23 protein-coding genes are annotated in these 26,064 nt (G+C 70.7%); 16 read left to right on the top strand and 7 right to left on the bottom strand.

Features of this window, described 5'->3' with window-relative positions; translation table 11 throughout:
• The first annotated feature begins 108 nt into the window (after positions 1-108).
• The 5 genes from H6693_12770 (at position 109) to H6693_12750 (ending at position 5,118) form a co-directional block, all read left to right on the top strand.
• The gene (locus H6693_12770; GenBank protein ID MCB9517055.1) at positions 109-885 is read left to right on the top strand and encodes a ParB/RepB/Spo0J family partition protein; all 777 of its coding nucleotides are present in this window, start codon (positions 109-111) and stop codon (positions 883-885) included.
• Positions 886-969: 84 nt separating this feature from the next.
• Positions 970-1,743 (top strand): M23 family metallopeptidase, encoded by a 774-nt coding sequence (locus H6693_12765; protein ID MCB9517054.1) that lies wholly within the window; start codon positions 970-972, stop codon positions 1,741-1,743.
• Between the two features lie 60 nt (positions 1,744-1,803).
• Positions 1,804-2,253, top strand: coding sequence for a polymer-forming cytoskeletal protein (locus H6693_12760; GenBank protein ID MCB9517053.1), 450 nt, complete (start codon positions 1,804-1,806; stop codon positions 2,251-2,253).
• A gap of 358 nt (positions 2,254-2,611) precedes the next feature.
• On the top strand, positions 2,612-3,553 hold the full coding sequence (gene trxB / locus H6693_12755; GenBank protein ID MCB9517052.1) for a thioredoxin-disulfide reductase: 942 nt from the start codon (positions 2,612-2,614) through the stop codon (positions 3,551-3,553).
• Between the two features lie 92 nt (positions 3,554-3,645).
• Positions 3,646-5,118 carry a flippase gene (locus H6693_12750; protein MCB9517051.1) on the top strand — a complete coding sequence of 491 codons (1,473 nt, stop codon included), beginning with the start codon at positions 3,646-3,648 and terminating at the stop codon, positions 5,116-5,118.
• Positions 5,119-5,126: 8 nt separating this feature from the next.
• Here the strand turns inward: H6693_12750 and H6693_12745 are convergent, their stop codons facing one another.
• A complete protein-coding gene (locus H6693_12745) occupies positions 5,127-5,567 on the bottom strand; it encodes an Rrf2 family transcriptional regulator (protein ID MCB9517050.1) in 441 nt (146 codons plus the stop codon).
• A 139-nt stretch (positions 5,568-5,706) separates the two neighbouring features.
• Between H6693_12745 and ric the strand changes: the two genes are divergently transcribed.
• The 4 genes from ric to H6693_12725 are packed head-to-tail and all read left to right on the top strand — an operon-like array spanning position 5,707 to position 9,386.
• Complete coding sequence (gene ric / locus H6693_12740) at positions 5,707-6,447, top strand: iron-sulfur cluster repair di-iron protein (protein ID MCB9517049.1); 741 nt, start codon at positions 5,707-5,709, stop codon at positions 6,445-6,447.
• 13 nt (positions 6,448-6,460) lie between these two features.
• Complete coding sequence (gene nirK / locus H6693_12735; protein ID MCB9517048.1) at positions 6,461-7,945, top strand: nitrite reductase, copper-containing; 1,485 nt, start codon at positions 6,461-6,463, stop codon at positions 7,943-7,945.
• Positions 7,942-8,739 (top strand): formylglycine-generating enzyme family protein, encoded by a 798-nt coding sequence (locus H6693_12730; GenBank protein ID MCB9517047.1) that lies wholly within the window; start codon positions 7,942-7,944, stop codon positions 8,737-8,739. The genes nirK and H6693_12730 overlap by 4 nt, the downstream gene beginning before the upstream one ends.
• Entirely contained in the window at positions 8,736-9,386 is a 651-nt protein-coding gene (locus tag H6693_12725) for an SCO family protein (protein MCB9517046.1), read from the top strand. Before H6693_12730 ends, H6693_12725 begins: the two co-directional genes overlap by 4 nt.
• A gap of 3 nt (positions 9,387-9,389) precedes the next feature.
• On the opposite strand, the gene H6693_12720 is transcribed toward H6693_12725, so the two are convergent.
• Together H6693_12720 and H6693_12715 are read right to left on the bottom strand one after the other, a co-directional pair.
• Positions 9,390-11,822, bottom strand: a complete 2,433-nt coding sequence (locus H6693_12720; GenBank protein MCB9517045.1) for a serine/threonine protein kinase — start codon at positions 11,820-11,822, stop codon at positions 9,390-9,392.
• On the bottom strand, positions 11,819-12,400 hold the full coding sequence (locus H6693_12715) for a sigma-70 family RNA polymerase sigma factor (GenBank protein ID MCB9517044.1): 582 nt from the start codon (positions 12,398-12,400) through the stop codon (positions 11,819-11,821). Before H6693_12715 ends, H6693_12720 begins: the two co-directional genes overlap by 4 nt.
• 172 nt (positions 12,401-12,572) lie before the next feature.
• Here H6693_12715 and H6693_12710 point away from each other — a divergent pair, with 172 nt between their 5' ends.
• The 3 genes from H6693_12710 (at position 12,573) to H6693_12700 (ending at position 18,042) form a co-directional block, all read left to right on the top strand.
• Positions 12,573-15,215: a T9SS type A sorting domain-containing protein gene (locus H6693_12710; GenBank protein MCB9517043.1), complete on the top strand. Its 2,643-nt coding sequence runs from the start codon at positions 12,573-12,575 to the stop codon at positions 15,213-15,215.
• Positions 15,216-15,326: 111 nt separating this feature from the next.
• Positions 15,327-16,670: a CapA family protein gene (locus tag H6693_12705; GenBank protein MCB9517042.1), complete on the top strand. Its 1,344-nt coding sequence runs from the start codon at positions 15,327-15,329 to the stop codon at positions 16,668-16,670.
• 1 nt (position 16,671) lies between these two features.
• On the top strand, positions 16,672-18,042 hold the full coding sequence (locus H6693_12700) for a phenylacetate--CoA ligase family protein (GenBank protein ID MCB9517041.1): 1,371 nt from the start codon (positions 16,672-16,674) through the stop codon (positions 18,040-18,042).
• A gap of 8 nt (positions 18,043-18,050) precedes the next feature.
• Here the strand turns inward: H6693_12700 and H6693_12695 are convergent, their stop codons facing one another.
• Positions 18,051-18,356, bottom strand: coding sequence for a ferredoxin family protein (locus tag H6693_12695; protein MCB9517040.1), 306 nt, complete (start codon positions 18,354-18,356; stop codon positions 18,051-18,053).
• A gap of 211 nt (positions 18,357-18,567) precedes the next feature.
• On the opposite strand from H6693_12695, the gene H6693_12690 reads away from it, so the two are divergent.
• Positions 18,568-19,725 carry a cysteine desulfurase gene (locus tag H6693_12690; GenBank protein MCB9517039.1) on the top strand — a complete coding sequence of 386 codons (1,158 nt, stop codon included), beginning with the start codon at positions 18,568-18,570 and terminating at the stop codon, positions 19,723-19,725.
• Here H6693_12690 and H6693_12685 read toward each other — a convergent pair.
• The gene (locus tag H6693_12685) at positions 19,706-19,900 is read right to left on the bottom strand and encodes a hypothetical protein (GenBank protein ID MCB9517038.1); all 195 of its coding nucleotides are present in this window, start codon (positions 19,898-19,900) and stop codon (positions 19,706-19,708) included. The genes H6693_12690 and H6693_12685 overlap by 20 nt on opposite strands.
• Here H6693_12685 and H6693_12680 point away from each other — a divergent pair.
• Together H6693_12680 and H6693_12675 are read left to right on the top strand one after the other, a co-directional pair.
• Positions 19,899-20,543: an RNA polymerase sigma factor gene (locus H6693_12680; GenBank protein ID MCB9517037.1), complete on the top strand. Its 645-nt coding sequence runs from the start codon at positions 19,899-19,901 to the stop codon at positions 20,541-20,543. The two genes, H6693_12685 and H6693_12680, sit on opposite strands and share 2 nt — an antisense overlap.
• A 10-nt stretch (positions 20,544-20,553) precedes the next feature.
• Positions 20,554-20,859, top strand: coding sequence for a zf-HC2 domain-containing protein (locus tag H6693_12675; protein ID MCB9517036.1), 306 nt, complete (start codon positions 20,554-20,556; stop codon positions 20,857-20,859).
• On the opposite strand, the gene H6693_12670 is transcribed toward H6693_12675, so the two are convergent.
• On the bottom strand, positions 20,856-22,031 hold the full coding sequence (locus H6693_12670) for an aminotransferase class V-fold PLP-dependent enzyme (GenBank protein ID MCB9517035.1): 1,176 nt from the start codon (positions 22,029-22,031) through the stop codon (positions 20,856-20,858). The genes H6693_12675 and H6693_12670 overlap by 4 nt on opposite strands.
• Before the next feature lie 179 nt (positions 22,032-22,210).
• Here H6693_12670 and H6693_12665 point away from each other — a divergent pair, with 179 nt between their 5' ends.
• Positions 22,211-24,556: a hypothetical protein gene (locus H6693_12665; protein MCB9517034.1), complete on the top strand. Its 2,346-nt coding sequence runs from the start codon at positions 22,211-22,213 to the stop codon at positions 24,554-24,556.
• Positions 24,557-24,560: 4 nt separating this feature from the next.
• On the opposite strand, the gene H6693_12660 is transcribed toward H6693_12665, so the two are convergent.
• Positions 24,561-26,063: an aminopeptidase gene (locus H6693_12660; GenBank protein MCB9517033.1), complete on the bottom strand. Its 1,503-nt coding sequence runs from the start codon at positions 26,061-26,063 to the stop codon at positions 24,561-24,563.
• Between the last annotated feature and the right edge of the window lies 1 nt (position 26,064).

Raw genomic sequence — 26,064 nt, 5'->3', positions numbered from 1 at the left:
TCAGGCGGGCCGCCTTCGGCTGCGAGCGCCACGCCATCTCCAGTGGCGACCATGTCGCCATCGGCACCGCATCAAGTCTTAGGAGAGCCTGGAAGAAGCGTAATCGACTTGCCGATCGAGCAGGTGATCGCCAACCCCAGGCAGCCGCGCCGAGTGTTCAACGAGGCCAAGTTGGCAGAGCTTGCCCACTCCATCGCGCAGGAAGGCGTGATCCAGCCGATCCTCGTGGTCAGGCGCGGCCCACGCTACGAGATCGTGGCCGGCGAGCGACGTTTTCGCGCCAGCCAGATGGCCGGCCGCAGCAGCGTCCCCGCGATCCTGACCGAGGTGGACGAGCGCGAGAGCCTGAAGCTCGCTCTCGTGGAGAACCTCCAGCGCGACGATCTGAATCCCATCGAGGAGGCGCTGGCCTACCGCGTCATGGTGGACGAGTTCGCCTGGACCCAGGAGGAGCTCGGCGAGCACCTGGGCAAGGACAGGAGCACGATCTCCAACACCCTGCGCCTGCTCACGCTGCCCGACGAAGTCCAGTCCATGGTGGCGAGCGGCGCGCTCAGCGCCGGCCATGTGCGCGCGCTGATCAAGCTGGACCGCGCGGCCTGCATCGAAATCGCGCGACTCGTGGAGCGCCGACACCTTTCCGTCCGCCAGGTCGAGCGCATGGCGAAGGCGCGCAAGCGCCCGGACCCGCGCCGCGCGGGAGGCGGGGTGGACTCGGACCCGCTGCTGCGCAGCATCCAGGCCGGACTCGAGGCTCGCATCGGCCTGCCCGTGCAGCTAAGCTACAGCAAGGGGCGCGGGAAGCTGCAGGTCAGCTTCGGGAGCGACAGGGAACTGGAACGGATCATGCAGGTTCTTGGTGTCTCTCTGGATGGGATGCACTAGGGACGGATCACCCGCAAGAGCAGGGAGGCGGCTCTGTCAGCCTGGAAGTGGCTCCTGGGACCGCGCAAGCACGCGCCGCGTCGAGTGCGGGTACATCTCGTGCCGGACTCGGGGCAGAGTTCCCTGGAGTGGAACGTACCGTTCATCTACTTCCGGGTGCTGGTGGCGGTCATCGTCGTCGGGCTGCTCGCGCTGCTCTTTCTGATCTTCTCCTCGGGCAGCCTCATCCTCGAGCGGCAGCAGCGGCGCATCCTCGAACGGCGCCTCGACAGCATGACCTCGCGCGTTGCGCGCGTGCACAGCCTCGAGACGCAGCTCGAAGAGACGACACTGGTGCTGCTGAAGGTCCAGGAGATGCTCGGCGTGCGCGAGACCATGCCCGACTCGGCGCTGGCCACGCTCGCGTCGCGCGGGATGAGAAGCGGCGAGGCGATGGCCCTGCTCGAGGGACGCCTCTCCAGCGCCGGACAGCAGATGCTGCACGCGTCGCCGAGCACCTGGCCGCTGCGGGGCTGGGTGACGCGTGAGTTCAACGGCAAGCGTGGGGACGAGTACCACCCGGGCACCGACATCGCCGCCGCCTACGGCAGCCCCGTGCGCGCGGCCGGCGACGGCACCGTGCTCGTGGCGGGCTGGAACGAGGAGTATGGCAACTTCGTGCTGATCGATCACGGCTTCGGCATCACGACCCTCTACGGCCACAACAGCTCCCTTGCCGTGCGCAAGGAAGACCGCGTGCGCGCGGGCGACGTGGTGGCCTTTCTCGGTGACACGGGGCGCAGCACCGGCCCCCACTTGCACTTCGAGGTGCGCAGAAATGGGATCCCCGTGGATCCGCGTACTTTCTTGTTGGATTGAGCTAACGGAAGGACTAGCCTGATGGCGGCCTCTCCTAAGGAACCACTCAAGGAGGACACCATGTTCGGACGTGACGAGGAAAACCTGCCGGGCCGTCCGGCGTCTGGAGGCGGCAACGCCTCGATCCTCGGTGCCGGCAGCCACTTCAAGGGCACGATCAAGGTCAAGGGCACCCTGCGCGTCGAGGGCGAATTCGACGGCGAGGTGGAGTGCCAGGAGACCCTGGAAGTGGGCCGCACCGGCATGGTGCGCGCCAACCTGAAGGTGAAGGATGCCGTGATCGCCGGGAAGGTCTTCGGCAACATCAACGCGACTTCTCGCATCGAGCTGCAGTCGGGGAGCCACCTCGAGGGCGACATCGTGACGAAGCGCCTGGTCATCGACGAGGGCGTCTTCTTCGAAGGGAACTGCAAGATGGGCGAGAAGCCCGTCGGCTCCCCTTCGGGCAGTAAGCCCGCCGGCAACCCGGCGAGCAGCGAGAAGAAGACCGAGGAACTCGCCAGCCGCTAGGGAACCCGGTCAAGGGACGGAATCGAGGGCGAAGCCAGCCGGCTTCGCCCTTGCTGTTTCGATCGTTACAGCCACGAAATGTGGATAACCCGCCCAATCTGTGGATATCACTGCAACGCGCCCATTTGCAGCGGCTTAAATTCAGGACTTAACGGGGATGAACCCGGCTTGTCCACAGGTCATTGAAGGCAGGGGGCTTAGCGCCCCACCCCAAGATCTTGGGCTCGAGGGCCGAAGTGGACACTAGAGTGGACAGGTCTCCCCTCGGTCACACCCTTGCCAAGGTCCCCCGCAGCGGGTAGATTGGCGACTGACACACCCGGAAACCGAGAATCGCTGTCAGCCCGGAGGATGCGGCATGGACGAGGTTCGCAACGTAATCATCATCGGCACGGGCCCGGCCGGGCTCACGGCGGCCATCTACGCCGCCCGGGCCGAGCTCAAGCCCCTGGTCATCGAGGGCCTCCAGGCCGGCGGGCAGCTCACCATCACCACCGACGTGGAGAACTACCCCGGCTTCCCGGACGGCATCCTCGGCCCGGAGATGATGGACAACTTCCGCAAGCAGGCCGAGCGCTTCGGCACGGAGTTCGTCTCCGGCGACGTGGACCGCGTCGACCTGTCCAGCCGCCCCTTCACGCTGCACGTGGGCAGCAAGGTGCTGCGCGCGCGCACCTTGATCATCGCCACCGGCGCGTCGGCGCGCCTGCTCGGCCTGCCCAGCGAGTCGAAGCTCATGGGCCGCGGCGTCAGCGCCTGCGCCACCTGCGATGGCTTCTTCTACAAGGACAAGGAGATCGTCGTGGTGGGCGGCGGCGACACGGCCATGGAAGAGGCGACCTTCCTCACGCGCTTCGGCAAGCGCGTGCGCGTGGTGCATCGCCGCGACCAGCTGCGCGCGAGCAAGATCATGCAGGACCGCGCGATGAACAACGAGAAGATCGAGTTCGTCTGGAACAAGGCCGTGGAGGAGGTGCTCGACGGCGGCACGGGCGCGGTCACCGGCGTTCGCCTGAAGGACACGCAGACCGGCGAGACGAGCGAGATCCAGGCCGACGGCGTCTTCATCGCCATCGGGCACAAGCCGAACACCGAGGTCTTCGGCGATCAGCTGGAGAAGGACGAGAGCGGCTACCTCAAGGCCACCAACACGCGCACGAACGTGACGGGCGTCTTCGCCTGCGGCGACGTGCAGGACAAGGTCTACCGCCAGGCGGTGACGGCCGCGGGCAGCGGCTGCATGGCCGCCCTCGAGGCGGAGCGTCTGCTGGAGGCGGAAGAGGCCGGCGTGGCCGTCTAGCGCGCAAGGACGATATTGACCAATCCACGGCGGGAGCCTAGGCTCCCGCCGTTCGCTTTCACGGGTGTCAGCCCCCAGCCGGTGGAGTGCGCGTGTCCGTCCTGAAGCGCGTCGGCCGTCAGGCCACCTTCTATGCCCTCGCCGAAGCGCTGTCGTCGCTCACCGGCTTCATCTCCTTTCCCATCCTGACGCGCATCTTCACCCAGGCGCAGTACGGCGTCATGGGGCTCGTGGACAGCTCCATCAAGTTCGTCAGCACCGTGAGCGGGATGGGGTTGCGGCCGGCCGTCGTGCGTCTCTGGGGCGAGTTCAAGACGGGCAAGCGCCCCGGCGGGACGGAGGTCCTGTCCTCGTCCATGCTGAACGCCAGCCTCGCGATCGGCGCGACCTTCACCGGCCTGCTCCTGCTGGTGCTGCTCGTGCCGCCGGCCATCCTGGACGCCCGCGCGCGCAACCTGATCGCCATGGGCTCGGGGCTCATCCTCTTCGGCAATCTCACGCAGATGGTCCAGAGCATCCTGCAGAGCCAGGAACGGGCGGCGCTGCGTTCGTCGATCATCCTGGTCCAGCGCTATCTCGCCATGGGCCTGCCGCTGCTCTTCGTGGCGGTCTTCCGCTGGGGGCTGACCGGGTTCTTCGGCGGCGTGCTGGTGGCCGAGGGGCTCATCTTCACCTACTGCGTGCGCTACGCCCGGCGGTCGCTGCACTGGTCGCCGCGCGTCATGGACCTGCCCATCGTCCGCGAGGCCATGCTCTACGGCCTGCCGCTGCTGGGGCTCAACGTGTCGGGCTTCGTCACCGACTGGAGCGACCGCTTCCTGCTCAGCTACTTCCGCGCCGAGAGCGAGCTCGGGCTCTACACCGCCGGCTACAGCATGGCGAACTACGCGGTGATGTTCTTCGTCCCGGCGCTCAACAGCGCGCTGATTCCCGTCACCATGAACGTCTGGAGCGAAGAGGGGCCCGACTCGGCCCGCGACAGCCTGGAGCGCTTCCTGCGCTACTACGCCCTGGTGGCGCTGCCGGTGGTCTTCGGGGTGAGCGCGGTGGCGCCGGAGCTGATCGGACTCCTGGCGAGCGAGAAGTTCGCCGAGTCGGCCACGGTCATCCCCTGGGTGCTTGCCGCCAAGGTGATCCAGGGCGCCTACTATCCCTTCCTGGCGGGGCTCTTCCTCACCAAGCGCACGGGCTGGCTGGCGGCCTTCCTCGGCATGGCCGCCCTGATCAACCTTGGACTCAACTGGCTGATGATCCCCGACCTCGGCATGATGGGCGCGGCCATCACCACCCTCATCGCGTATGGGTTCTACGTCTTCGGTGGCGGGCTGTTCAGCCAGCGCTTCCTGCGCCTGCGCTTCCCGGTTCGCAGCCTGCTGATCTACGGCGCCGCCGCGGCGATCATGTTCCTCGTGGTGCGCGCGATCCCCACGCAGTCGAACCACGCGTTCAGCCTGGGGTTGCGCATCCCCGCCGGCGCGCTCGTCTATCTGGCGTTCGTCGGCAGCCTGGACCGGGACGCCCGCGGCGCGCTGCGCCAGGTGGCCGCCAGGCTCCGCCGCCGCTGACCCCCGCCTCAGGCGCTCCGCGTCTCGGGCAGCTCGCAGAGCGCCGGGCTCTCGGTGGGCTGCGCGAGAATGTCGGCGATGCTCGAGCCGGCGAAGGCCTCCTCCACCGATGCCAGCGCGAGATCCAGGCGGCGGTGCAGCGCGCAGAGACGCTGCCCGTGGGTCTCCAGGCCCAGGGGACAGACGCGGATCCGCTGCAGCGGACTCACCGCGTTGACCACCTCCAGCACCGAGATCGACTCCGGCGGTCGAGTGAGGGCGAAGCCGCCGCCGCGCCCCGGCAGGGAGCGCAGAATGCCCGCGCGGCGCAGGGCGTTGAGCACCTTCGACAGGTAGCCCGGGGGCACGCGCGTCCCCTGGGCGATGGCCTCGCGGGGCAGGGCGTCTCCGTGGCTGTCGGCCAGCCACACGACGGCGCGCAGGGCGTATTCGGCGGTCTTGGGAATCAGCATCGTCTAGCTCCGATCCGGGGTGTCCGGCGAAAAGAGTACCTTGACATCCACGTTAATTGCTATACCCTATAACCACAACCCGTAGGTATTGGTTTTCTTTTGCGGGGCTTCCCCCGCGGGCGAAGGAGGTTCCCCGGTGAAGACGCTCGACTTGCAAAGCACTGTGGGTGAGTGGGTTGCGGAGCGGCCCGCCCGTTCGCGGACCCTCGAGCAGCTCGGGATCGACTACTGCTGCGGCGGCAAGCGCAGCCTGGACGAGGCCTGCCGCACACGGGGGCTCGACCCCGAGCAGGTGGCCTCCAGCCTGCGTGACTCCACGGCGGGCGGCGAGGACGCGGGGGTCGACTGGCGCCTGCAGCCCCTGTCCACCCTCTGCGATCACATCGAATCCACGCACCACGCCTTCCTGCGCGAGGAGCTGCCCCGTCTCGCGGCGCTGGCCCACAAGGTCGCGCGAGCCCACGGCGAGCGGCACCCCGAGTACGCGACCCTGGACGCGCAGTTGGGCGCGTTCCGGGGCGAACTCGAGATGCACATGGTCAAGGAGGAACGGGTTCTCTTCCCCGCCATCCGCGATCTCGAGGACGGCGGCGGCGCCTCCTTCCACTGCGGCGACCTCTCCGCGCCGATCCAGGTGATGGAGATGGAACACGACACGGCCGCCGGCTTCCTGCGCGAGTTCGCGAGGCTGACCCAGGGCTACCAGCCGCCCACCGACGCCTGCGGCTCCCTGCTCGCCCTGCTCGACGGCCTGACGACGCTGGAGGACGATCTCCACCTGCACATCCACAAGGAGAACAACATCCTCTTCCCGCGCACGCGCGCCCGACTCGGTGCTGGCGCCGGCGACGACGACGGACGCCAGCACGTTCGCTGAACTGGAGGTGACCATGAAGTCCTGCCGGGTAGATCGACTCGCGCGAAGCGCCGCGACGCTCGCCCTCACGCTGCTTGTGCTCACGCCTCTCGCCTGTGGGCGAGGAGAGGCCACCGACCCCGACGGCCGCGCCGACTGGGGCCTGTCCCCGGTCGAGCGCGCGCAGGTTCGCGGGCAGGAGGTGGCCACGCTCACGCATGCTCCGCAGGTGCCGGCCCCCATCGCACGGGACCACCCCACCCACGTGCGGGTCGATCTCGAGGTGCGCGAGCACGTGGGGCGGCTCGCCGACGGCGTCGAGTACACGTTCTGGACCTTCGGCGGCACGGTGCCGGGACCCTTCATCCGCGTGCGTCAGAACGACGTGGTGGAGGTGCATCTCAGCAACCACCCCGACAACAAGATGCCGCACAACATCGACATGCACGCCGTCACCGGCCCCGGGGGCGGCGCCACCTCGTCCTTCACGGCGCCCGGCAAGAGCACGCAGTTCTCCTTCACGGCGCTGAATCCAGGCCTCTTCGTCTACCACTGCGCGACGGCGCCCGTGGGCATGCACATCGCCAATGGAATGTACGGGCTGATCCTGGTGGAACCGGCCGGGGGCCTCCCTCCGGTGGACCGGGAGTTCTACGTGATGCAGGGGGAGTTCTACACGACCGGCTCCTACGGCGAGGCGGGGCTTCAGCCCTTCGACATGGCCAAGGCCCTGCGCGAGGAGCCGGACTACGTGGTGTTCAACGGCTCCGTGGGCGCGCTCGCGGACGACCGGGCCCTGCGCGCCAGCACCGGCGAGACGGTGCGCCTGTTCGTCGGCAACGGCGGACCGAATCTCATCTCGTCCTTTCACGTCATCGGCGAGATCTTCGATCTGGTGCACACCGAGGCGGGGAGCCGCGCCGACCAGCGCAACGTCCAGACCACGCTGGTGCCGGCCGGTGGAGCGGCCCTGGTGGAGTTCAAGGTGGACGTCCCCGGCACCTTCCTCCTGGTGGACCACGCCATCTTCCGCGCCTTCAACAAGGGCGCGCTGGGCATGCTGAAGGTCGAGGGGCCCGGGGATCCCGCCATCTACTCCGGACAGCAGGCCGAGGGCATCTACCTGCCGGAGGGGAGCGCGGTGCAGGCGATCGAGAGCGAGGCGACGCCCTCGCCGGCGCGCACGCTGACCAAGCAGGAGCGCATCGCCGCCGGCGAGCGCCTCTTCGCGCAGAACTGCGCGGCCTGTCACCAGCTCACGGGCCAGGGCATCCCGGCGGCCTTCCCGCCGCTCGCCGGCTCCGACTACCTGCTGGCCGACAAGACACGCGGCATCCATGCGATCCTGGAGGGCAAGCAGGGCGAGCTGGTGGTCAACGGCAAGACCTACAACGGAGTCATGCCGGCGCTGCATCTCAGCGACGATCAGATCGCCAGCGTGCTCACCTACGTGCTGAACAGCTGGGGCAACGACGGCGGCGTCGTGGAGCCCGGCGACGTGAAGGCGCTGCGTCCATGAGGACCCGGGCCTGGACGCTGCTGCTGCTGCTGACCGCCGCGCCGGCGGGCGCCACGCCTGCCGGTGGGATGTGCCGCGTCGAGGGCGGCGACTACCTGCCCCTCTACGCCCGCGACGCGGCTGCCGACCGGGTGCACGTGGGCGGTTTCCTGCTCGACACGCACGCCGTGACCAACGCCGAGTACCTCGACTTCGTGCGCGCCTGTCCGGAGTGGCGCCGATCCCGGGTCAGCCGGCTCTTCGCCGGCGAGAACTACCTCGCCCAGTGGGCCGGGGATCTGGATCTCGGCCCACGGGCCGCGGCCCTGGAGAGGAGCCCGGTCACCCAGGTGTCCTGGTTCGCGGCCCGCGCCTATGCGCAGTGGCGCGGCAAGCGCCTGCCCAGCGTCGCCGAGTGGGAGTACGCCGCGGGCGCGGGGGCGAGCGGGACCGATCCCGAGACGCAGCAGCGCATCCTCGACTGGTACGCCCGGCCCGGGCAGCTGCCCCTGCCGCCCGTGGAATCGACCGCGGCCAACCGCTGGGGCGTCTGGGATCTCCACGGCCTGGCCTGGGAGTGGGTCGAGGACTTCAACTCGGCCCTCGTCACCGGCGAGTCCCGCGCCGACAGCGATCTCGAGCGGCGCTTCTTCTGCGCCGGCGGCGCCGTGGGCGCCACCGACCTCACCGACTACGCGGCCTTCATGCGCTACGCCTTCCGCAGCAGCCTGCACGGCGCCGACTGCCTCAACAGCCTCGGTTTCCGCTGTGCGCGCGACCTGAACACCGATCCCTCGCCAGGAGGTGAACCGTGATCCGCTTCCCGCTCCTGCTGCTGCTACCGCTGCTGGCCACGGCGGCCGACGCGGCCGATCCGCCGGCCACGCCCCCCTGCTGCCAGCCCTCCGCGCATGCCGCGCCGGCGGCCGAGACGGCGCCCGCGCTGCCCGCCACGTCGCTCTACGCCCTGCACTCGCCCTGGACGGACCAGGACGGCCACGCCCTTCAGCTCGGCGACCTCGCCGGCCGCGTTCGCGTGGTCGCCATGATCTTCACGCACTGCCAGTACGCCTGTCCGCGCATCCTGAGCGAGCTGCGCGAGCTCGAGGCGGACCTGCCCGCGGCTGACGACGGCGGTCCCGGCTTCGTGCTGATCTCCTTCGACAGCGCCCGCGACGACCCCGCCGCCCTGCGCGAGTTCGCCGCGCAGCAGCAGCTGCCCGCCGCCCGCTGGACCCTGCTGCACGGCGACGCCGCGGCGGTCCGCGAGCTCTCGGTGCTGCTGGACGTACCCTTCCGCGAGGATCCTGACGGCAACTTCTCCCACGCCAGCGTGATCAGCGTCCTGGACCGGGAAGGACGGCTCGTGCACCAGAAGCGCGGGCTGGGCGGGCCGCTGGAGGACTGCCGCCGCGCGATCACGGCCGCGCAGTCCGACACGAGGCTCGCCACCTCGGGCTAGCGCTCAGTCGTCGGCCAGCGCCGCCAGCGAGTCCAGCCGCGCGCCCACGGAGTCGGCCGCCGCGACGCGTCCCAGCGCGCGCAGCGTGCCCTCGAGGTTGCGCCCCACCTGGAGCGTGGTGGGATGCCCGGGCGGGAGCACCTTCGCCAGCGTCGCGAAGGCCCGGACGAAGTCCGCGCGGGCCGCCTCGTGGTGGCCGCGGAAGTAGGCGACCACGCCGCGCTGGTTGACGGTCATCGCCGTGCCGCTGTGCGCCTCGCCCAGAAGCCGCTCCTGCATGTCCAGCGCCGCGGAGAAGAGGCTGTCCGCGGCGGCGAGGTCTCCCGCGCTCATCCGCAGCGCTCCCAGCTCGCGCAGCGACCCCGCCAGCAGGGGGTGGCCGTCGGGGTAGATCGCCTGGCGCCGGGCGATCGCCTCCCGGTAGAGGCTGTCGGCCTCTTCGCTTCGCCCCAGCTTGGAGAGGGCGTAGGCCAGGTTGTGCAGGCTGGCGGGCGTCACGGTGTTCCCGGGCGGCAGCAGGCGCTCGCGCAGGTCGAGCGCGCGGCGGTGGACGTCGACGGCCTCGTCCCAGCGCCCCTGGTCGATGTACAGCGTCCCCAGGTTGTTGAGATCGGCCGCGACCTCGGGGTGCTCCGGTCCGTAGCGCTCCTCGTCGAGCGCGAGAACCTCGCGATCGAGGCGCTCGGCCTCGTCGTAGTGGCCGCTGCGCTGCTCCAGCACCGCGCGGTTGCTCAGCGCCAGGATGCGCTCGGGATCGAGCCGCTCCGTCTCGGGGTCGAAGCGCGCCAGGGCCGTCCGCAGTAGTGAGTCCGCGCGCTCCAGGTGCATGGCCTCCACCTCGGCGCCGCCCAGGGCGATCTCCGCCTGGCGCACGTCGCCGCCCACCGCGTGCTCGAGCGCGAGGGAGCGCGCCAGGGGCGGCAGCGCGGCCGGGTACTCGCCCAGCGCCACGTAGGCGCGCCCGATGATCCCCAGCAGCTCGGCCTGCAGCGCGGGCTGACCGGCCAGCTCCCCATCCACGCGCGTGACGCCGCGCGCCAGCAGATCCTTCACTTCCGCGGCGCCGGTCTCGTCCGGGTTGGCGTCGGTGAAGAGGCTCGTGACGAACTGCCGCACCGCCTCGGCGCGCGCGGCCTGCTGGCGCGCCACGCGTCCCTGCCAGGCCGTGGCCGCCAGGCCCAGGGCCAGGGCGATCACCACGGCGGCGCTCGCGCCCATGGCCACCCGGTGGCGGCGAAGGTACTTGCGCAGGCGATAGCCCGCCGAGGCCGGGCGGGCGAGCAGGGGACGTCCCTCGCGCAGCCGCCGCAGGTCCTCGAGCATGGCCTCGGCCGAGGCGTAGCGGCGCTCGGGCTCGGGGCGGAGCGCCGTGTCCACCAGCGTGGCCGGCTCGCCGCGGAGCTGGCGGCGCAGGGCCGCCGGGCTCGAGCGGCGCGCGGCAGCGGTGGCCATCTCCTCCTCGCGCGACGCCCGGCTCAGCGCCTGGGCCAGCGGCCGCGCTTCGCGCTCGCCCCCCCTCACGATCAGGCCGCGCAGGGCGCTGTCCACGGCGCGGCGTCCGGCCAGCAGCTCGTAGAGCACGAGGCCGAGGGCGTAGACGTCCGTCGCCGTGGTCACCGGCTCTCCGCGCAGCTGCTCGGGCGCGGCGTACTCGGGCGTCATGAGCGCCACGCCCGTGCGGGTGCGGGCCTCGCCGTCCTCCGCCTCGGCCAGGAGCTTGGCGATGCCGAAGTCGAGCAGCTTCACCTGGCCCTCCGGCGTGACCAGGATGTTCGACGGCTTCAGGTCCCGGTGCACCACGAGGTGCTGCTGCGCGTAGCCCACGGCCTCGCAGACCTTCTCGAAGAGCCGCAGGCGCTCGCGCAGGGTGAGCCGGCGCGCGTCGGCATCGTCCGTGATGGGCTGGCCCTCGATGTACTCCAGCGCGAAGTAGGGGCGGCCGTCCTCGCTCAGGCCCCCGTCCAGCAGGCGCGCGATGCCGGGGTGCTCGAGCCGCCCCAGGATCGCGCGCTCCTGCAGGAAGCGCGCGCGCAGCTCGGGGGTGTCCACGTCCAGGGCGAGCAGCTTGAGCGCGACGGGCCCGCCGAAATCGCCGTCCGTGCGCTCGGCCAGGTAGACGTTGCCCATGCCGCCGCGGCCCAGTCGCCGCAGGAGGCGGTAGCGCGCGACGCGGGGCAGGGGCGCCTCGGGGTCGTCGGCCTCGGCGCGAGAGGGCTGGGCGGCCAGCAGCGCCCGGGCCAGATCGTCCGCGCCGGTCTCCAGGATGCCCCGCGGGCGGGCGTCGGCGGCGAGGAGCTCCTCGAGCGCGTCGCGGAGCGCGGGATCCTGCCGCCCCAGCGTCGCCAGCGCGCGCGCCCGGGCGGCGGGCTGGAGCTCGAGCAGCTCCTCCAGGGCCGTCTCGAGGCGCGGCCAGAGGGCGGGATCGACGGGCTTCACGGCGCGACCTCCCCGCCGCCCTCGGCGTAGAGCTCCGCGTAGAGGAAGGCGCGGGCCTTGCGCCAGTCGCGGCGCAGCGTGCGCGCGGTGACGCCCAGGATCGTGGCCGCCTCCTCCATCTCGAAGCCGCCGAAGAAGCGCAGCTCGATCAGGCGGGACAGGCGCGGGTCGAGCGCCTCCAGGCGGACGAGGGCCGCGTCGAGGTCCAGCAGGGCCGCGGCGCTGGCGTCGGCATCGGGGGCGGCGGCCAGCAGCTCGTCGAGGGGCAGGTGCGCTGCACCGCCGCCGCGCTTCTGCGCTCGCTGGGCCCGCGCGCGGTCCACGAGGATCTGCCGCATCACGCGCGAGGCCAGCGCGAAGAAGTGCCCACGGTCCTGGGCCGAGAGGCCCTCGCTGCCGAGCAGCTTGAGGTAGGCCTCGTGCACGACGGCCGTCGTGCCGAGGGTGCCGCCGCCGAGCTGGCGATGCGCAATCTCGCGCAGCTCGCGGTAGAGCAGGGTGAAGAGCGTGCCGAGCGCAGCGTCGTCGCCGTCGCGCACGGCCTGCAGGAGTAGGGTGACCTGTCCATCGCCGGGCATGCCTCCATGATAGCGCATGCGCTTCGGGGGGGAAGCGACGAAGCGTCGGCCCGGGTTCTGGACCCGAAAGCCCGCTGAGAGAACCACGCGAAATGCGCCCGGGGGCGGACAGGCTGTCCGCTTCGCGCCGTGAATCTCGTGATCGAGGCAACCCCCTCCCCGGAGGTCCGCCATGCGTGGAGTCCTCGGCTGCTTGCTCGTTCTCGTCCTCGGCCTACCGTCCGCCGCGGCGGCGGGAGGCTGCCCGCCCGAGCCCGCCGTCATCTCGCTCGACGGCTGGACCAGCGAGGGGGTGGACACCATCCAGGGCTTCGGCCACGGCGTGGCCATCACCGAGGACTGCTTCGTGGTCGGGGCGCCGGGGACGGTCTACGACGACTGGCTGAATCACTCCATCGGTGCCGCCGTCGTCTTCGAACCGAACGGGGACGACTGGCAACCGACGGCCTTGGTCCAGCCGCCACTGCCCTGGAGCCAGGACGAGACCTTCGGCAACATCCTTGCCCTGCGCGACGACGTCCTGGCGGTGGGCGACGCCGACTTCACGGGCGGCCTGCCTTACTCGGGGCGCGTGCTGGTCTACGCGCGGAACGGGGGTGCCTGGACGCTGGAGAGCGACGTCCGGCCGGCCTGGGAGACCTGGAACGGCCACTTCGGCCGGGCCATTGCGGTGGACAACGCCTTTCTCATGGTGAACACGCCCGGGGCGATGGCGGGGAGCATGGTCCAGGTCTACGCGCGCGACCCGGGCGGCTGGGTACCCATCCAGTACCTCGAACCCGGCGACATTCACAACGCGCAGTCCTTCGGCGCCAGTCTTGCCCTGGACGGTGAGTGGGCCATCCTGGGGCAGCCCAAGTTCAACACCGACACCGTGGACGAGGCTGGGCGCGTCTGCTTCTACCGCAAGGTCGGGGGCCTCTGGATCTACTGGAGCGAGCTCTCCGACCCGGATCCGAGCCCCCAGGACCACCTGGGCACGGTCGTCGCCATCGCGGGTGACCAGGCCATCGCCGGCGTGCCGCGCGACGGCGGCGGCGACACCAATGGCTACCTCCAGGCCTTCCGCTTCGACGGCAACACCTGGATCCTGACCAGCCAGCTGCCGCTGCTGCCGCCCGGCGAGCACCGCAACCTCGGCAGCAAGCCCATCGTCATGGACGGCAAGCGCGCCCTCGTCGAGAGCAACTACGAGGACAGCTCGATCGAGCAACAGCGCCTTCACCTCTTCGAGTACGACGGCGTCCAGTGGCAGCGCTTGCAGTCCTTCGACATCGACACGTACATCAACTCCTTCGACATGGCCGGCGACCGCATCCTGGTGGGCGGTCCGTCCCACGCCTTCCTCTACACCTACGATCCCTATCCCTTCGAGGAGGCGGGCATGCTGGCCAGCGGCGCGCCGGGGGGCTACTACGGCAGCAGCGTCGCGCTGGACGGCACGCGCCTGGTGGTGGGCGCCCAGCAGGAGACCAACATCTTCAACCATGTGGGGGCGGCCTACGTCTACGAGTCCGACGGGGAGACCTGGGCGCTGGGCGAGCATCTCGTCCCCGCCGATGGCGGCGTGGGCGACAAGTTCGGCGCCGCGGCGGCGGTGGAGGGCGACCGGATCGCCGTCGGGTCGCCGTCCAACGACGAGGCGGCCTCGGGCGCCGGCGCGGTGTACCTCTACGAGTTGCAGGGCGGCGCCTGGACCCAGACCGACAAGCTCATGCCCGCCGAACTCAAGGCCAACGACAGCTTCGGCGCTCCGCTGGTGATGCAGGGCGACTGGCTCTTCGCCGCGGCCACCGACGACGACAGCCTGGGCTCGAAGGCGGGGGCTGTCTACGCCTACCACCGCGAAGGCGGCGTCTGGATGGAGCAGCAGAAGCTCCTGGCGCCGGACGGCTACTACCAGGACTTCTTCGGCTACGCGCTGGCGCTGGATGGCGACCGCCTGGCCATCGGAGTCCCCCGCGACGACGACACGGAGACCGACTCCGGCGCCGTCTGGATCTACGAGCGCGACGGCCTGACCTGGCTGCCCACGCTGAAGCTCCACGCGAGCAACCCCGACTACACGGACGGCTTCGGCGAGGGCCTGGCCCTCCAGGGGAACCGCCTCGTGATCGGCACTCCGGGCGACGACGACGCCGCAAACGCCGCCGGGGCGATCTATGTCTACGAGTTCGACGGCGCCGACTGGCAGGAGACGGACAAGCTGGTGCTCGAGAACGCCGCCGTCGCGGACGGGCTGGGCAAGGTGGTCGCGCTGCACGGCGACCTCATCGTCGCGGGGGTGCCGAACGACGGGGAGGCCGGCTACGTCGCGGGCGCCGCGCACGTCTTCGTCAGAGAGCCCGCGGGCTGGATCCATCACAAGAAGCTGATCGCCGCGGACACCAGCGACTACGATCGCCTCGGGTTCAGCGTGACGACCGACGGCCTCCAGATCGCCGTCGGCGCGGCCACGGACAACCTGCCCAACGGCTCCAACCTGGGCTCCGTTCGCCTCTGGGGCCTGCCCTGCGAGCCCATCTCCACCGCCGTGCCGCCGCTGGAGGCCGCCTTCGGCGACGGCCCCGCGCCGCTCGTCGCCTGGCCCAATCCGCTGCGCCGGGGGCAGACGCTCGCGCTCGAGGCGCGGGCCGGGGCCGGCCCCGCCGTGCTCGAAGTCTACGACGTGGCCGGCCGCCGCCTGCGCCGGCTCGCCGTGCCGTCCACGGCGGTCGCCACGGTCGACCTGGGCGAGCTTCCCGCCGGCGTCTACCTGGCGCGGCTGCAGCAGGCCGGCGAGAGCCGCACGGGAAAGCTCGTGCTGCTCAGGTAGCCGCCGCACGAAACCCGTGACCGGAACCCGCCGCCGCGCTACAGTCCTGCCGCGGCGGCGGTCCGGCATCGGGCTTGCTCCGCTTGATGGACCCCCAAGCGAGAGTGAGACGTGAGCGCCATCCCCAAGCCCCCCCGCTGGTTCCGTGCCGAGGACCTGTCCCCGCGTTTCCGCCTGGACCGCGCCACGCGGCGCGTCACGGCGCCCGACCGCGGCGCGGCCGACCCTGACGCCCTGTCCCTCTTCGCCAGCGGGGACATCATCTGGGAACGCGACCTTCAAGAGCACCTGCTCGGGCAGCCCCCGGAGCACCCGCTGGGCGCGATGAAGCGGCTCTGGGCGGACGGCGACCTGGTCTTCGCGCAGCTGGAGACCGTCTTTGGCCCGCGCGACGGCGCCGAGATGTGGGAGCCGGACAAGCGCATCAGCTACCTAACCGACCCGGCGCTGATCCCGCACTTCGTGGCAGGCGGTTTCAATCTGGCCTGCCTGGCCAGCAACCACACCATGGACCACGGCCTGGAACCGATCACCTTCACGCGGGAGCGGCTGGCGGAGGCGGGGATCGTCACCAGCGGTAGCGGCGCCACCCTGGCCGCGGCGCGCGAGCCCGCCTGGATCGAGCGCAAGGGTCGCAAGGTGGCGCTGCTCTCCTACGCGACCGATGACGCCAACACCAACGCGGGCGAGTTCCGCCCCGGCAACGCGTTCTTCCGCCGCGACCTGGTGATCGAGGACGTCCGCCGCGCCGCCGCCACGGCCGACCACGTCCTGGTGTCGGTGCACAAGGGCCGCGAGTTCGTGGACTTCCCCTCGCCCGAGCACCAGGAGGACTGCCGCGCCATCGTGGATGCGGGCGCGGACGTCATCCTCGGCCATCACCCCCACTTCCTGCAGGGTGTCGAGTGGCGGCGGCGTCCCGACGGCCGCCAGGCCCTGATCGCCTACAGCCTCGGCAGCCTGCTCGTGGACTACGAGCCCTTCCTGTCCCAGGCCGAGCTGGAGCTCTTCCGGCGGAGCCAGCGCAACAACGTCGTCTTCCGCCTCCTGCTGGACGCCCAAGGCGTGGCCGAGCTTGCGCTAACCCCTGTGCGTCAAACACAGGATTGGTCCGTGCGTCTCGAGACCGACGCCGAGGCGGCCGTCACGCTGAGCCAGTTCGAGTGGTGCAGTCACCCGCTCAACCACGACGAACCCTGCCGTAAGTTCTGGGTGAGCGGCTGGCCCTACCTGTCGATCCAGTATCCGAGCATCTGGATGCACCTGAAGCGGCGGCCGCTCTACATCGCCAGCGCGCTGCGCTGGTGGTTCCGCGAGGAGACCTTCCGCCTGCACTGGGGCCACCTCTTCGCCCGCGAGGCGCCCCGGGCCGTGCTGCTCGCGCGGCGCGCGGTCTTCGGCCTGTTCCGTCTGCCCTTCCGCCTCGCCAAGGCCCTCTTCACTCGAGGACGCTGACATGGACACGCCGCGCCTGCCGGCCGAACGCCTGCACCACCGCCTCTACTGGAAGCTGCCGCCGCCCTGGCGCCACCGCGGTGCCTTCGCCGACACCTGGCGCTTCATCATGCGCAGCCAGCGCTGGAGCGCCGAGCGCATGGCCGAGTGGCAGGAGCGTAAGCTGGTGGAGATGGTGCGCCACGCCGCGCGGAACACGGCCTTCTGGCGGGAGCGCTTCGCCGCGCTGGGCATGACGCCCGAGGACTTCCGCACGCGCGAGGATCTGGCGCGCCTGCCCTTCGTGGACCGGGAGACGTTGCGGGACAACGTCGAGGCCATGGTGCCTGACGGCCAGGACCGCGGCGCGCTGAAGTACGCCAGCACCGGCGGCTCCAGCGGCATCCCCGTGGGCTTCTACCGCCACGCCACGCGCACCTACCCCACCGAGATGGCCTTCGTCACGCGCTTCCGCAGCTGGGCGGGCCTCAGCGACACGAGCCGCGAGGCCATCTGCGCCGGCAGCACTGGCCAGGAGGACGGCAAGCGCACCGTGTGGAGCCGCGACCTGCGCCGCAACACACTGGCCATCAGCAGCGACGACCTCACCCGCGACAACTTCCGCTGGATGCTCCCGCTCCTGCGCGAGTACAAGCCCGAGATCTTTCGCGGCTACCCCTCGGCGGTGAGCGCCTTCGCGTCGCTGCTGCTCGAGGCCGGCGAGCGCCTGCCCGTGCGCGCGGTCATCACCAGCAGCGAGACCCTCTACGACGCCCAGCGCTCCCGCATCCACGAGGCCTTCGCCGCGCCGGTGCTCGACCTCTACGGCCACAGCGAGCGCGTGATCTGCGCGGCGCAGTGCCCCGCGGGCGAGGGCTATCACGTGTTCAGCGAGTACGGGGTGCTGGAGTTGATCGATGCCGAGGGGCGGCCCGTCACCGAAGAGGGCGCGGCCGGCGAGGTGGTGGGCACCACGCTGCTGCACGACTACTTCCCGCTCATCCGCTACCGCACGGGCGACCGGGCGCTGTACACGGCGCGGCGCTGCTCCTGTGGCCTACCCTTCCCGCTGATCAAGCAGCCCGACGGCCGCCTGCAAGAGCTGCTCGTGGCCGCCGACGGCCGCCAGATCTCCATGACCAGCATCAACCGCCATGACGACCTCTTCGTCGCCGTGGATCAGTTCCAGTTCCATCAGAAGGAGCCAGGGCGCGCGGTGCTGAAGGTGGTGGCGGGGTCGCGCTTCGACGCGGCGGAGGAGCGCCGCATCGTGTCGGCGCTGGAGCGTCACTGCGGCGACGGGGTGGCGCTCACGGTGGAGCGGGTGGTCGACATCCCCAAGACCCGCATCGGCAAGCACCGCTTTCTGATCCAGGAGATCGAGGGGCTCTGAGCGGGGACCTAGAGTCCCAGATCCGCCTTCTTGCCCTCCGCGCTCGGCAGTGGATCCTCGCGCTCGTTCACCACCGGCAGGCCCGGCGCCTTCTCGGCGTTGATGGCGATCCATTTCTCCTGGTCGGCGGGGACGTCGTCCTCGGCGTAGATGGCCTGGACCGGGCACTCCTCCACGCAGGCCGCGCAGTCGATGCACTCCTCGGGGTCGATGTAGAGCATCGTGTCGTCGCCGTGGAAGCAGTCCACCGGGCAGACGGTCACGCAGTCGGTGAAGCGGCAGTTCTCGCAGTTGCCGGTGACGATGTGGGCCATGGACGTCCTCCTGAGCATCGAACGCGTCGCGTGGCCTCAAGCTGCACGGCGCGGGCCCGTGAAGCAAGTGCAAAGATCCTCGCGGATTAGCCGGCCCGCAAGACGGAAAGGCCGCCCGCGGCATCAAATGTCTGCAACAGGCCGGGTTTTTCGTGGCCGGCCCCCGGCGGATCGCACTATCCTGATGGAAGGCTAGCCAGTGAGGACGCCCGTGGACGACTTCATCTATCTCGACTACAACGCCACGACGCCGGTGGATCCGCGCGTGGCGGCGGCGATCGTGGCCACGCTGCAGGAGGACTTCGGCAATCCGTCCAGCAGCCATGCGCTGGGCCGGCGCGCGCGCCAGCACGTGGAGCAGGCGCGCGAGCGCGTGGCGCGGCTGATCGGCGCCGCGCCCGAGGAGATCGTCTTCACCAGCGGCGGCTCGGAGTCCAACAACGCGGTAATCTTCGGTGTCGCGGCGGAAACGCCCCCCGAGCGCCGTCACCTGGTGATCAGCGCGGTGGAGCACCCCGCGATCGTGGAGCCCGCGCGGGCGCTGGCGGCCCGAGGCTGGCGCGTGAGCACGCTGCCCGTAGACGGCGAGGGCCGGGTGGACCCCGACTCCCTCGCCGAGGTCCTCACGCCCGACACGGCGCTGGTCTCGGTGATGCTCGCCAACAACGAGGTCGGCACGCTCCAGCCCATCGCCGAGTTGTCTGCGCTCTGCCGCGCGAACGGCGTGCCGCTGCACACGGACGCCGCGCAGGCGGTGGGCAAGGTGCCCGTGGACGTCGCCGCGCTCGACGTGGACTTCCTCAGCCTCGCCGGCCACAAGTTCTACGCCACGAAGGGCGTGGGCGCGCTCTACCTGCGGCGCGGGCGCACGCTGCCGCCCTTCGTGCTCGGCGCGAGCCAGGAGGACGGCCGCCGCGCCGGCACGGAGAACGTGCCTGCCATCGTGGGGCTGGGCCAGGCGGCGCATCTCAGTCACTCGCTCATAGACGAGGACATGGCGCACAGCCACTCGTTGCGCAAGCACCTGCTCGAGAACCTCAGGCAACGCTTCGACGTCGAGCGCATGCGCGTGAACGGTCCCGCCGAGCGCGGCGGCGCCGCCGCGCTGCCCGGCACGCTGAGCGTGGCCTTCCGCGGTCTCGCCGCGGGCGATCTGCTGCGCGCCCTCGCCGACCGCCTTGCGGCCAGCGCCGGGGCGGCCTGCAACAGCGACGGCGGCAAGATCTCGGCGGTGCTGACGGCCATGGGCGTCGCGCCCGAGTGGGCGCGCGGCACCCTGCGCCTCAGCGTGGGGCGCATGAGCACCGGCCGCGACGTGGACCGCGGCGTCCAGCTCCTCACCGAGGCCGTCACGCCGCTCCTGGCCTGAATTCCCGCGAACCCATCCCGACCCCCACGGCATCGAATCCGCAATTGCCGTGGGGGCCGGCCGCGAAGCCCAGCGTGTCCCGCAGCCACGCGGGGTGGAGGGCCGGCACCCGCGCTTTCTCGTGCGCGAGGTTTTCGCTTGTGGTCATGGCCGTCAGCGCGTTGAATTCCGGCATGCTCCTCTTCGTGACGTGGACGGTCGGCGAGGACGGCCAGCCCCATCCCCGCATCGACGCCCGCCTGGGCGACGACGAGCGCGAGCTGCTCGCCCGTCTCGCGGCCCGTGACGAGGCCGCCCTGCAGAGCGTGCTGGCGGCGCACGAGGGGCGCATCTACCAGCTCGCCCTCAAGATCACCGGTTCGCCCGAGGACGCCGAGGAGGTCACCCAGGACACCTTCCTGCGCCTGCTCGACAGCCTCGAGCAGTTCGAAGGGCGCGCGAGCCTCGGCACCTGGCTCTACAAGCTCGGCCTCAACCTGTCGCTGATGCGCCGGCGCTCGCTATCCCGCCGCCGCGAGCAGGCCTGGGAGGATCCGCTGCTCGCCTTCGACGAGACCGGCCACCACCTCCATCCCGTCGGCCGCTGGAGCGGTTCGGTGCTGGACATCGAGCGCGAGCAGACGCGCCGCCAGGTGCGCGAGGCCATTGCCGAACTGCCCGACGACTACCACACGGTGCTCGTGCTGGCCGACCTGGAGGGCCGCAGCCGCCAGGAGATCGCCGACATGCTGGAGCTCAGCATCCCGGCGGTGAAGAGCCGCCTCCACCGCGCGCGACTCATGCTGCGCGCGCGGCTGGCCCGGGACTTCGAGGCTTGAGGAGGAACTGATGCAGCGCCTGCGTCTGTGGCTGGCCATGATGGGCATGATGCTCGGCCGACCCTTCGGCCTGCGCATGCGCAGCTGCCGCGAGGTCGTGCAGCTGTTGTCGGACTACCTCGACGGCGAGCTCTCCCTCGAGCCGCGCCGCAGCCTCGATCTCCACCTGCTCGCCTGCCCCGCCTGCCAGAACTACGTCGACACGCTGCGCCAGACGCAGACTCTCGTGTCCGCGATCCGCTACGAGGAGATCCCCACGGAATTCCGCAGCCGCCTGCACGCCGTGCTCGCCGAGCGCCTCGGCGGCAGCGCCTAACCCGCCAGCAGGTCCAGCGCCTCGAGCAGCCGGGTGACGTCCTCCGCGCGGTTGTAGTAGTGCATCGCGATGCGGATGCTGCCCTCGCGCGGGTTCACCGCGATCTTCCGCTCGGCCAGCGCGCGCCAGAGGCCGATGGCGTCGGGACAGGCCAGCGCCAGGATCTGGCTGCGCCGCCCGCAGGCCTCCTCCGAACAGCAGGCGCTGTAAGGCCCGTTCGGCCGGAGCAGATCGCGCGCGACGAGGCCGTCCAACAGCTGTTCGCGTAGCGCGTCGCTGTGCGCGGCCACGGCGTCGAGGCCCAGGGTCTCGAGCAGTTCGAGCGAGTGCGAGAGGCAGATGAGATCGTGGAAGGCGTAGGTGCCCACCTCGAGGCGACGCGTGTCCGCCGTGAGCGGCCGCGTGTGATCGAGCAGCGCGGTGAACTGCCAGCGCTCGGTGTTGAGCCAGCCCAGGTAGGCCTGCTTCAGCACGCCGGCGTTCAGCGCTTCGAGCGCGCGGTCCGAGAGGTAGAGCAGGCCCGTGCCCCGCGGTGCGCAGAGCCACTTCTGTCCCCCGGCGGCGAGGAAGTCCACGCCGAGCTCGGGCAGATTCCAGGCGCGGTTGCCCAGGCCCTGGATGCCGTCCACGGAGAGCCAGAGCCCGCGCTCGTGGCAGAAGCGCGCGAGACGCGCGAGGTCCGGCGCGTAGCCGTTGTGGAACTGCACGCCGCTCACCGCGATGGCGCGCGTACGGGCGTCGCAGGCCTGCACGAGCGCTTCCGCGTGCGCCTTGCTGTCGGCCGGGCGCACCCAGCGCAGGTTGACGCCCTGCGCGGCCAGGTTCTGCCAGGGCGCCACGTTGGCGGGGAACTCGCAGTCGGCGAGCACCACGCTGTCGCCGGCGCGCCAGTCGATGGACGTCGCCGCCGCGTTGATGCCATAGGTCGTGTTGGGCATGAGCGCCCAGTTGGCGGCCCGTCCGCCGAAGAGCCGCGCGGCGCGTTCGCGCAGGGCGACGAGGTCGTCGAACATGCGGTAGTGCTGGCCCAGCTCCAGGTAGTGGTGCTCGGCGAAGTAGCGCTCCAGGTAGCGACGGCTCCGCTCGGGCAGGATGCCGTTGCTTGCGCTGGCGAAGTAGGTCCACTCGCCGCAAAGCGGGAATTCGTCACGGATTAGGTCTGCGTCGAGCATGGCGGCCTCCGCCGCGGAGGATAGCCTGCGGGGGTCCCGCCGTCACCCTCTCCCTGCGGCCGTTGCGCAACCTGGAAATCATTCCCTATCCTTGCGCTTTTACTTTCAAAGTTCCCTGAACATGCGCATAATCAGAGCCCTCGCACCGAAAGCAGGTCCCAACCCCGGAGGTCGCCCCCATGAGGACAATCGCTCGGATCCGCGCACTCGCCGCGCTCTGCCTGTTGCTCGCGCTGGCGCCCTCGCTCGCCGGCGCCGCGATGCCGGAGGGCGCCTCGTGGCGCTACTACCGCGCGGGGAACACCGGCGTCCAGGGCGACGCCTCCAGCGCGCTCTGGATCGACGACAACGACCTGCTCTACGCCTGCTGCTACGTCGCGTCCTGGGAGGAGGGCGGCTTCGCCCACTTCGTTCCCGGCGAGAACCGCTGGGTGAACGTCTCCAACGTCGACTACCCGGTGCTCGGCGATCCGAGCATCGTCGGGTCCTCCCGGATCAGCGACATCGAGGCGGCCGCGGACGGCACCCTGTGGATGGGCACCTGGATCGGCGCCCTCCACTACGATCCGGCCATCGGGCCCGGGTCCCTGGTGCGCTACGACGGCGCCAACTCGCCGCACCCCGGCGGCAGGACCTTCGACGTCAGCGTGGCTCCGGACGGCTCCGTCTGGTTCGCCGTCTACTCCCTCGGTCCGAACAACGGGGGCGTCGTTCGCTACGTCCCGGGCACCGACACGTGGACGGTCTGGGGCTACGGCTCGAACGCGAACGGCTGGCCGGGCTGGAACACCACGCGCACGGCCTCGGTGCAGCCGAAGCCCGGCGGCGGCTACGTGGTGTGGATCGACGACGCCTTCGGCCGGGCGAGCTTCGACAGCGACACCCAGCAGTTCACGACGCTGGCGAACAACTCGCAGGCGGGCGACATCATGTCCATCGTCAAGAACGGTGTGGACGCCGCCGGCAATGCCTGGATGCTGCGCTACACCACGCCGGGACAGCTCTACACGCTCGAGTTCCGCCGGCCCGACGGCAGCTGGGGGGCGCCCAGCACGCCGCTCGGCGCCATCGAGCTGGACGCCTTCCGCGCGACCGGTCCCGAGCAGTTCCTCGTGGTGCTCGGCGACGACGTCTGGCAGTACGACGGCGCGCTCTGGCACAACCTCGGCGCCTGGGGCGGCGCCGGCGCCTTCACCGCCGGTCTCGACATGGACTCCCAGGGCGACGTGTGGGTCTCGGGCAACGGCGGCGTGGCGCGCCGCAGCGCGGAGACGGGCGACTGGCAGCGCTACCGCGTCACCAACACCTCGCAGATGGACTACTGGGTGCGCGACATCAGCTTCGGCGCGAACGGGGAAGTCTGGATGACCGGCAACGCCGCGCCCGGCATCGGTGGCATCGCCATGTTCGACGGCCTGCGCTGGACGAACTGGAACGTGCTGACTTACGGCCTCGGCGGCGACTGGCCCTTCGCCTGCGACAACGCCGACGCCATCACCTATCGCCCCTCGACCGGCAACGTGGGCCTGAACCCCACCAACCACGGCCTCCACGACTGGAACGGCTCGACCTTCCTTCCCTGGGAAGCCAACAGCAGCTCCGAGGGCCTGGCCGAGGACTCCCTCGGCAGGCTGTGGACCGTGGGCACCTACTTCAGCCTGCGCTACTACGCCGACGGCGCGTTCACGAGCGTGCCCATCGCGGGCTGGGGCGCGAACGTCGTGCGCGATCCGGATCGCCCGGGCACGGTCTGGGCCTGCGCGAATCTCGAGGTCGTGCGCACGGACGGCAACTACCGCTACTCCCGGCTCAACACCGAGCTGCCCGAGCTCAACCCCCTGCACGATGTTCTCACCAAGGTCGCCGTCGGCCGCGACGGCGTGGCCTGGGTGGGCAGCACCGAGGGCCTGTTCCGGCTGGACGCCGAAGCTGGCACGCACCAGTGGTGGCACTCGAGCAACTCCGCGCTGCCGGGCGACCAGGTCACCCCGCTGGCGGTCACGCCCGACGGCCGCGTCTGGTTCACCAACTTCAACAGCAACGGCATCGAGGCGTCGCTGGTCTGGTTCGACGGCAGCGAGTTCGGCACCGTGACGCGCGCCGACGGTCTGCCCCACGCGCAGATCTACGACGCCGAGCAGCGCAACGTCGAGGGTGGCTACGAGCTCTGGCTCTCCTGCGCGAGCATGGGCGTCGCGGTGCTGTCCGTGCCGCTGGCCGACCCGACCTCAGCGCCCGGCGGCGACCTCGCGCTCGAGGTTCTCACCGGTAGCCCGAACCCGTTCCGGGAGACCAGCGCCGTCCGCTTCGCGCTCACCGAGAGCGGTCCGGTGCGCCTCGACGTCTTCGACGTGCAGGGGCGTCACGTGCGCACGCTGGTGGACGGCCTCCGCCCCGCCGGCGAGCAGCGCGCGATCTGGGATGGCCGGGACGACGCCGCGCGGCCCCAGCCGAGCGGGGTCTACTTCGTCAGGTTGCGTGCGGGAGCGCGCGAGGCCAGCGGACGGCTGGTCCTGCTTCGCTAGGAGCTCAGACGTCGCGGGCAGCCGCGGCGAGCACGCCACCGTCGACGAGGCGCGTGTCGCCGCTGTCGACGGTCAGGTGGCAGGCGGGCAGGATCAGGTCGATGGTGCTGCGGACGTCGCCGCCCTGCAGCTCGTTGTTGCCGAAGTGAAGGGTCACCGCGCCGGCCAGGCACGCGTCGAGGATCGGCTTCCCCGTGGGGCCCTGCCCCGCGGGGTTGATCCCGAAGCGCACGCCGGAGAGCAGGTCCGCGTCGCCGGAGGCCGATTCCAGACGGCGCTTGAGCACCTCTTCGTTGCGCTCGGCCTTGAGCTCGACGATGCGCCCCTCGCGCAGGGTGAGGAACACGCTCTCGATGTGCGCGCCGCCCTGATAGGTGTAGTCGGCGCGGTAGACACCCTCGGCCGTACCCTTCACGGGAAAGAAGTTGAGCGTGCCCGCGGGCAGGCCCTCGAAGGAGCGGCCGGCGGCGACGTCGTCGGGACAGACGACGCCATCCAGCAGGAAGCTGCGCTCCATGTCCACGCGCAGGCGCAGGTCAGTGCCCAGGGGACAGGTGACGCGCAGCTCGCCGTCGGCGGCGATCAGCGCCTCGAGCGCCTTGGCGCGACGCGCCAGGCGGCCGTAGTCGGTGTCGATGCACTTCCAGAAGATCTCGATCGCCTCTTCGGGCGTCGCGCCGCGAATGGGCCCCGAACCCTGCACGTCGAACTCGCGGCGCAGGGGCAGCGCGAACTCGAGGTAGCGCACGCGGCGGGCGTGCAGCGACTGCTGCCAGGCGGACACGCACTGCATGAGCGCGGGCAGCTTTGCCATCTGCTCGGGGCTGGGCGGCGCGCCCTGGGCGACGCTGCCGCTGAGGAAGATCACGGCGGCGAGGGCGTCATCGAGAGGGGCCGGCAGGAAGGGCTGCCGCGCCAGCTCCTCGGCGCTGAAGCGCTCGAGCGTGGCGCGAATGGTCTCGGGCGACCACGCGCGCGTGTGCGACAGGCAGCCCGCGGCGGCCAGCTCCACGTGAAGATGCTCGGCGAGGTCGAAGCCCAGCGGCCCGTGCATGACGAGCACCTGCTCGCCGGGCTTCACCATCAGACAGCGCTCCACCATGAGCCGCGCGACGCGCCCGAGATCGATCTGCAGCAGCTCCTCGCGATGCCAGTCGAGGAAGGCGTGCTCGATGGACGCCTTGATCGCGGCGTCGGCGGCGGTGGCGTCGCCGCCCAGCGCGGGATCCACGATGTAGTGCCGCGCGGCGCTGCGGAAGAGCCGCTCCTCCTTCCAGAGCTTGCGACCCTTGCCCACTTCCTCGATCAGCCGCCGTTCGAGCAGATGGTTGAGATGGTAGTGGACGCGATTCGCGGGCAAGCCCAGCTCGCGCGCAAGGTCGGCGCCGGTGCGGGGCTCCTCCCCTAGCGTGCGCAGGATCGCCAGGCGATCCCGATGCGCCAGCGAGGCGATCTGGTCGGGATCGTCAAGGAGCGAGAAGTCCTTGATGGGTTTGAGATTCTCCATG

The organism is Candidatus Latescibacterota bacterium (genome assembly GCA_020633725.1).
Taxonomy (GTDB): Bacteria; Krumholzibacteriota; Krumholzibacteriia; order JACNKJ01; family JACNKJ01; genus VGXI01.
The sequence above is the reverse complement of the archived record's forward strand: the minus strand, read 5'-3'. Positions and strand labels throughout refer to the sequence as shown.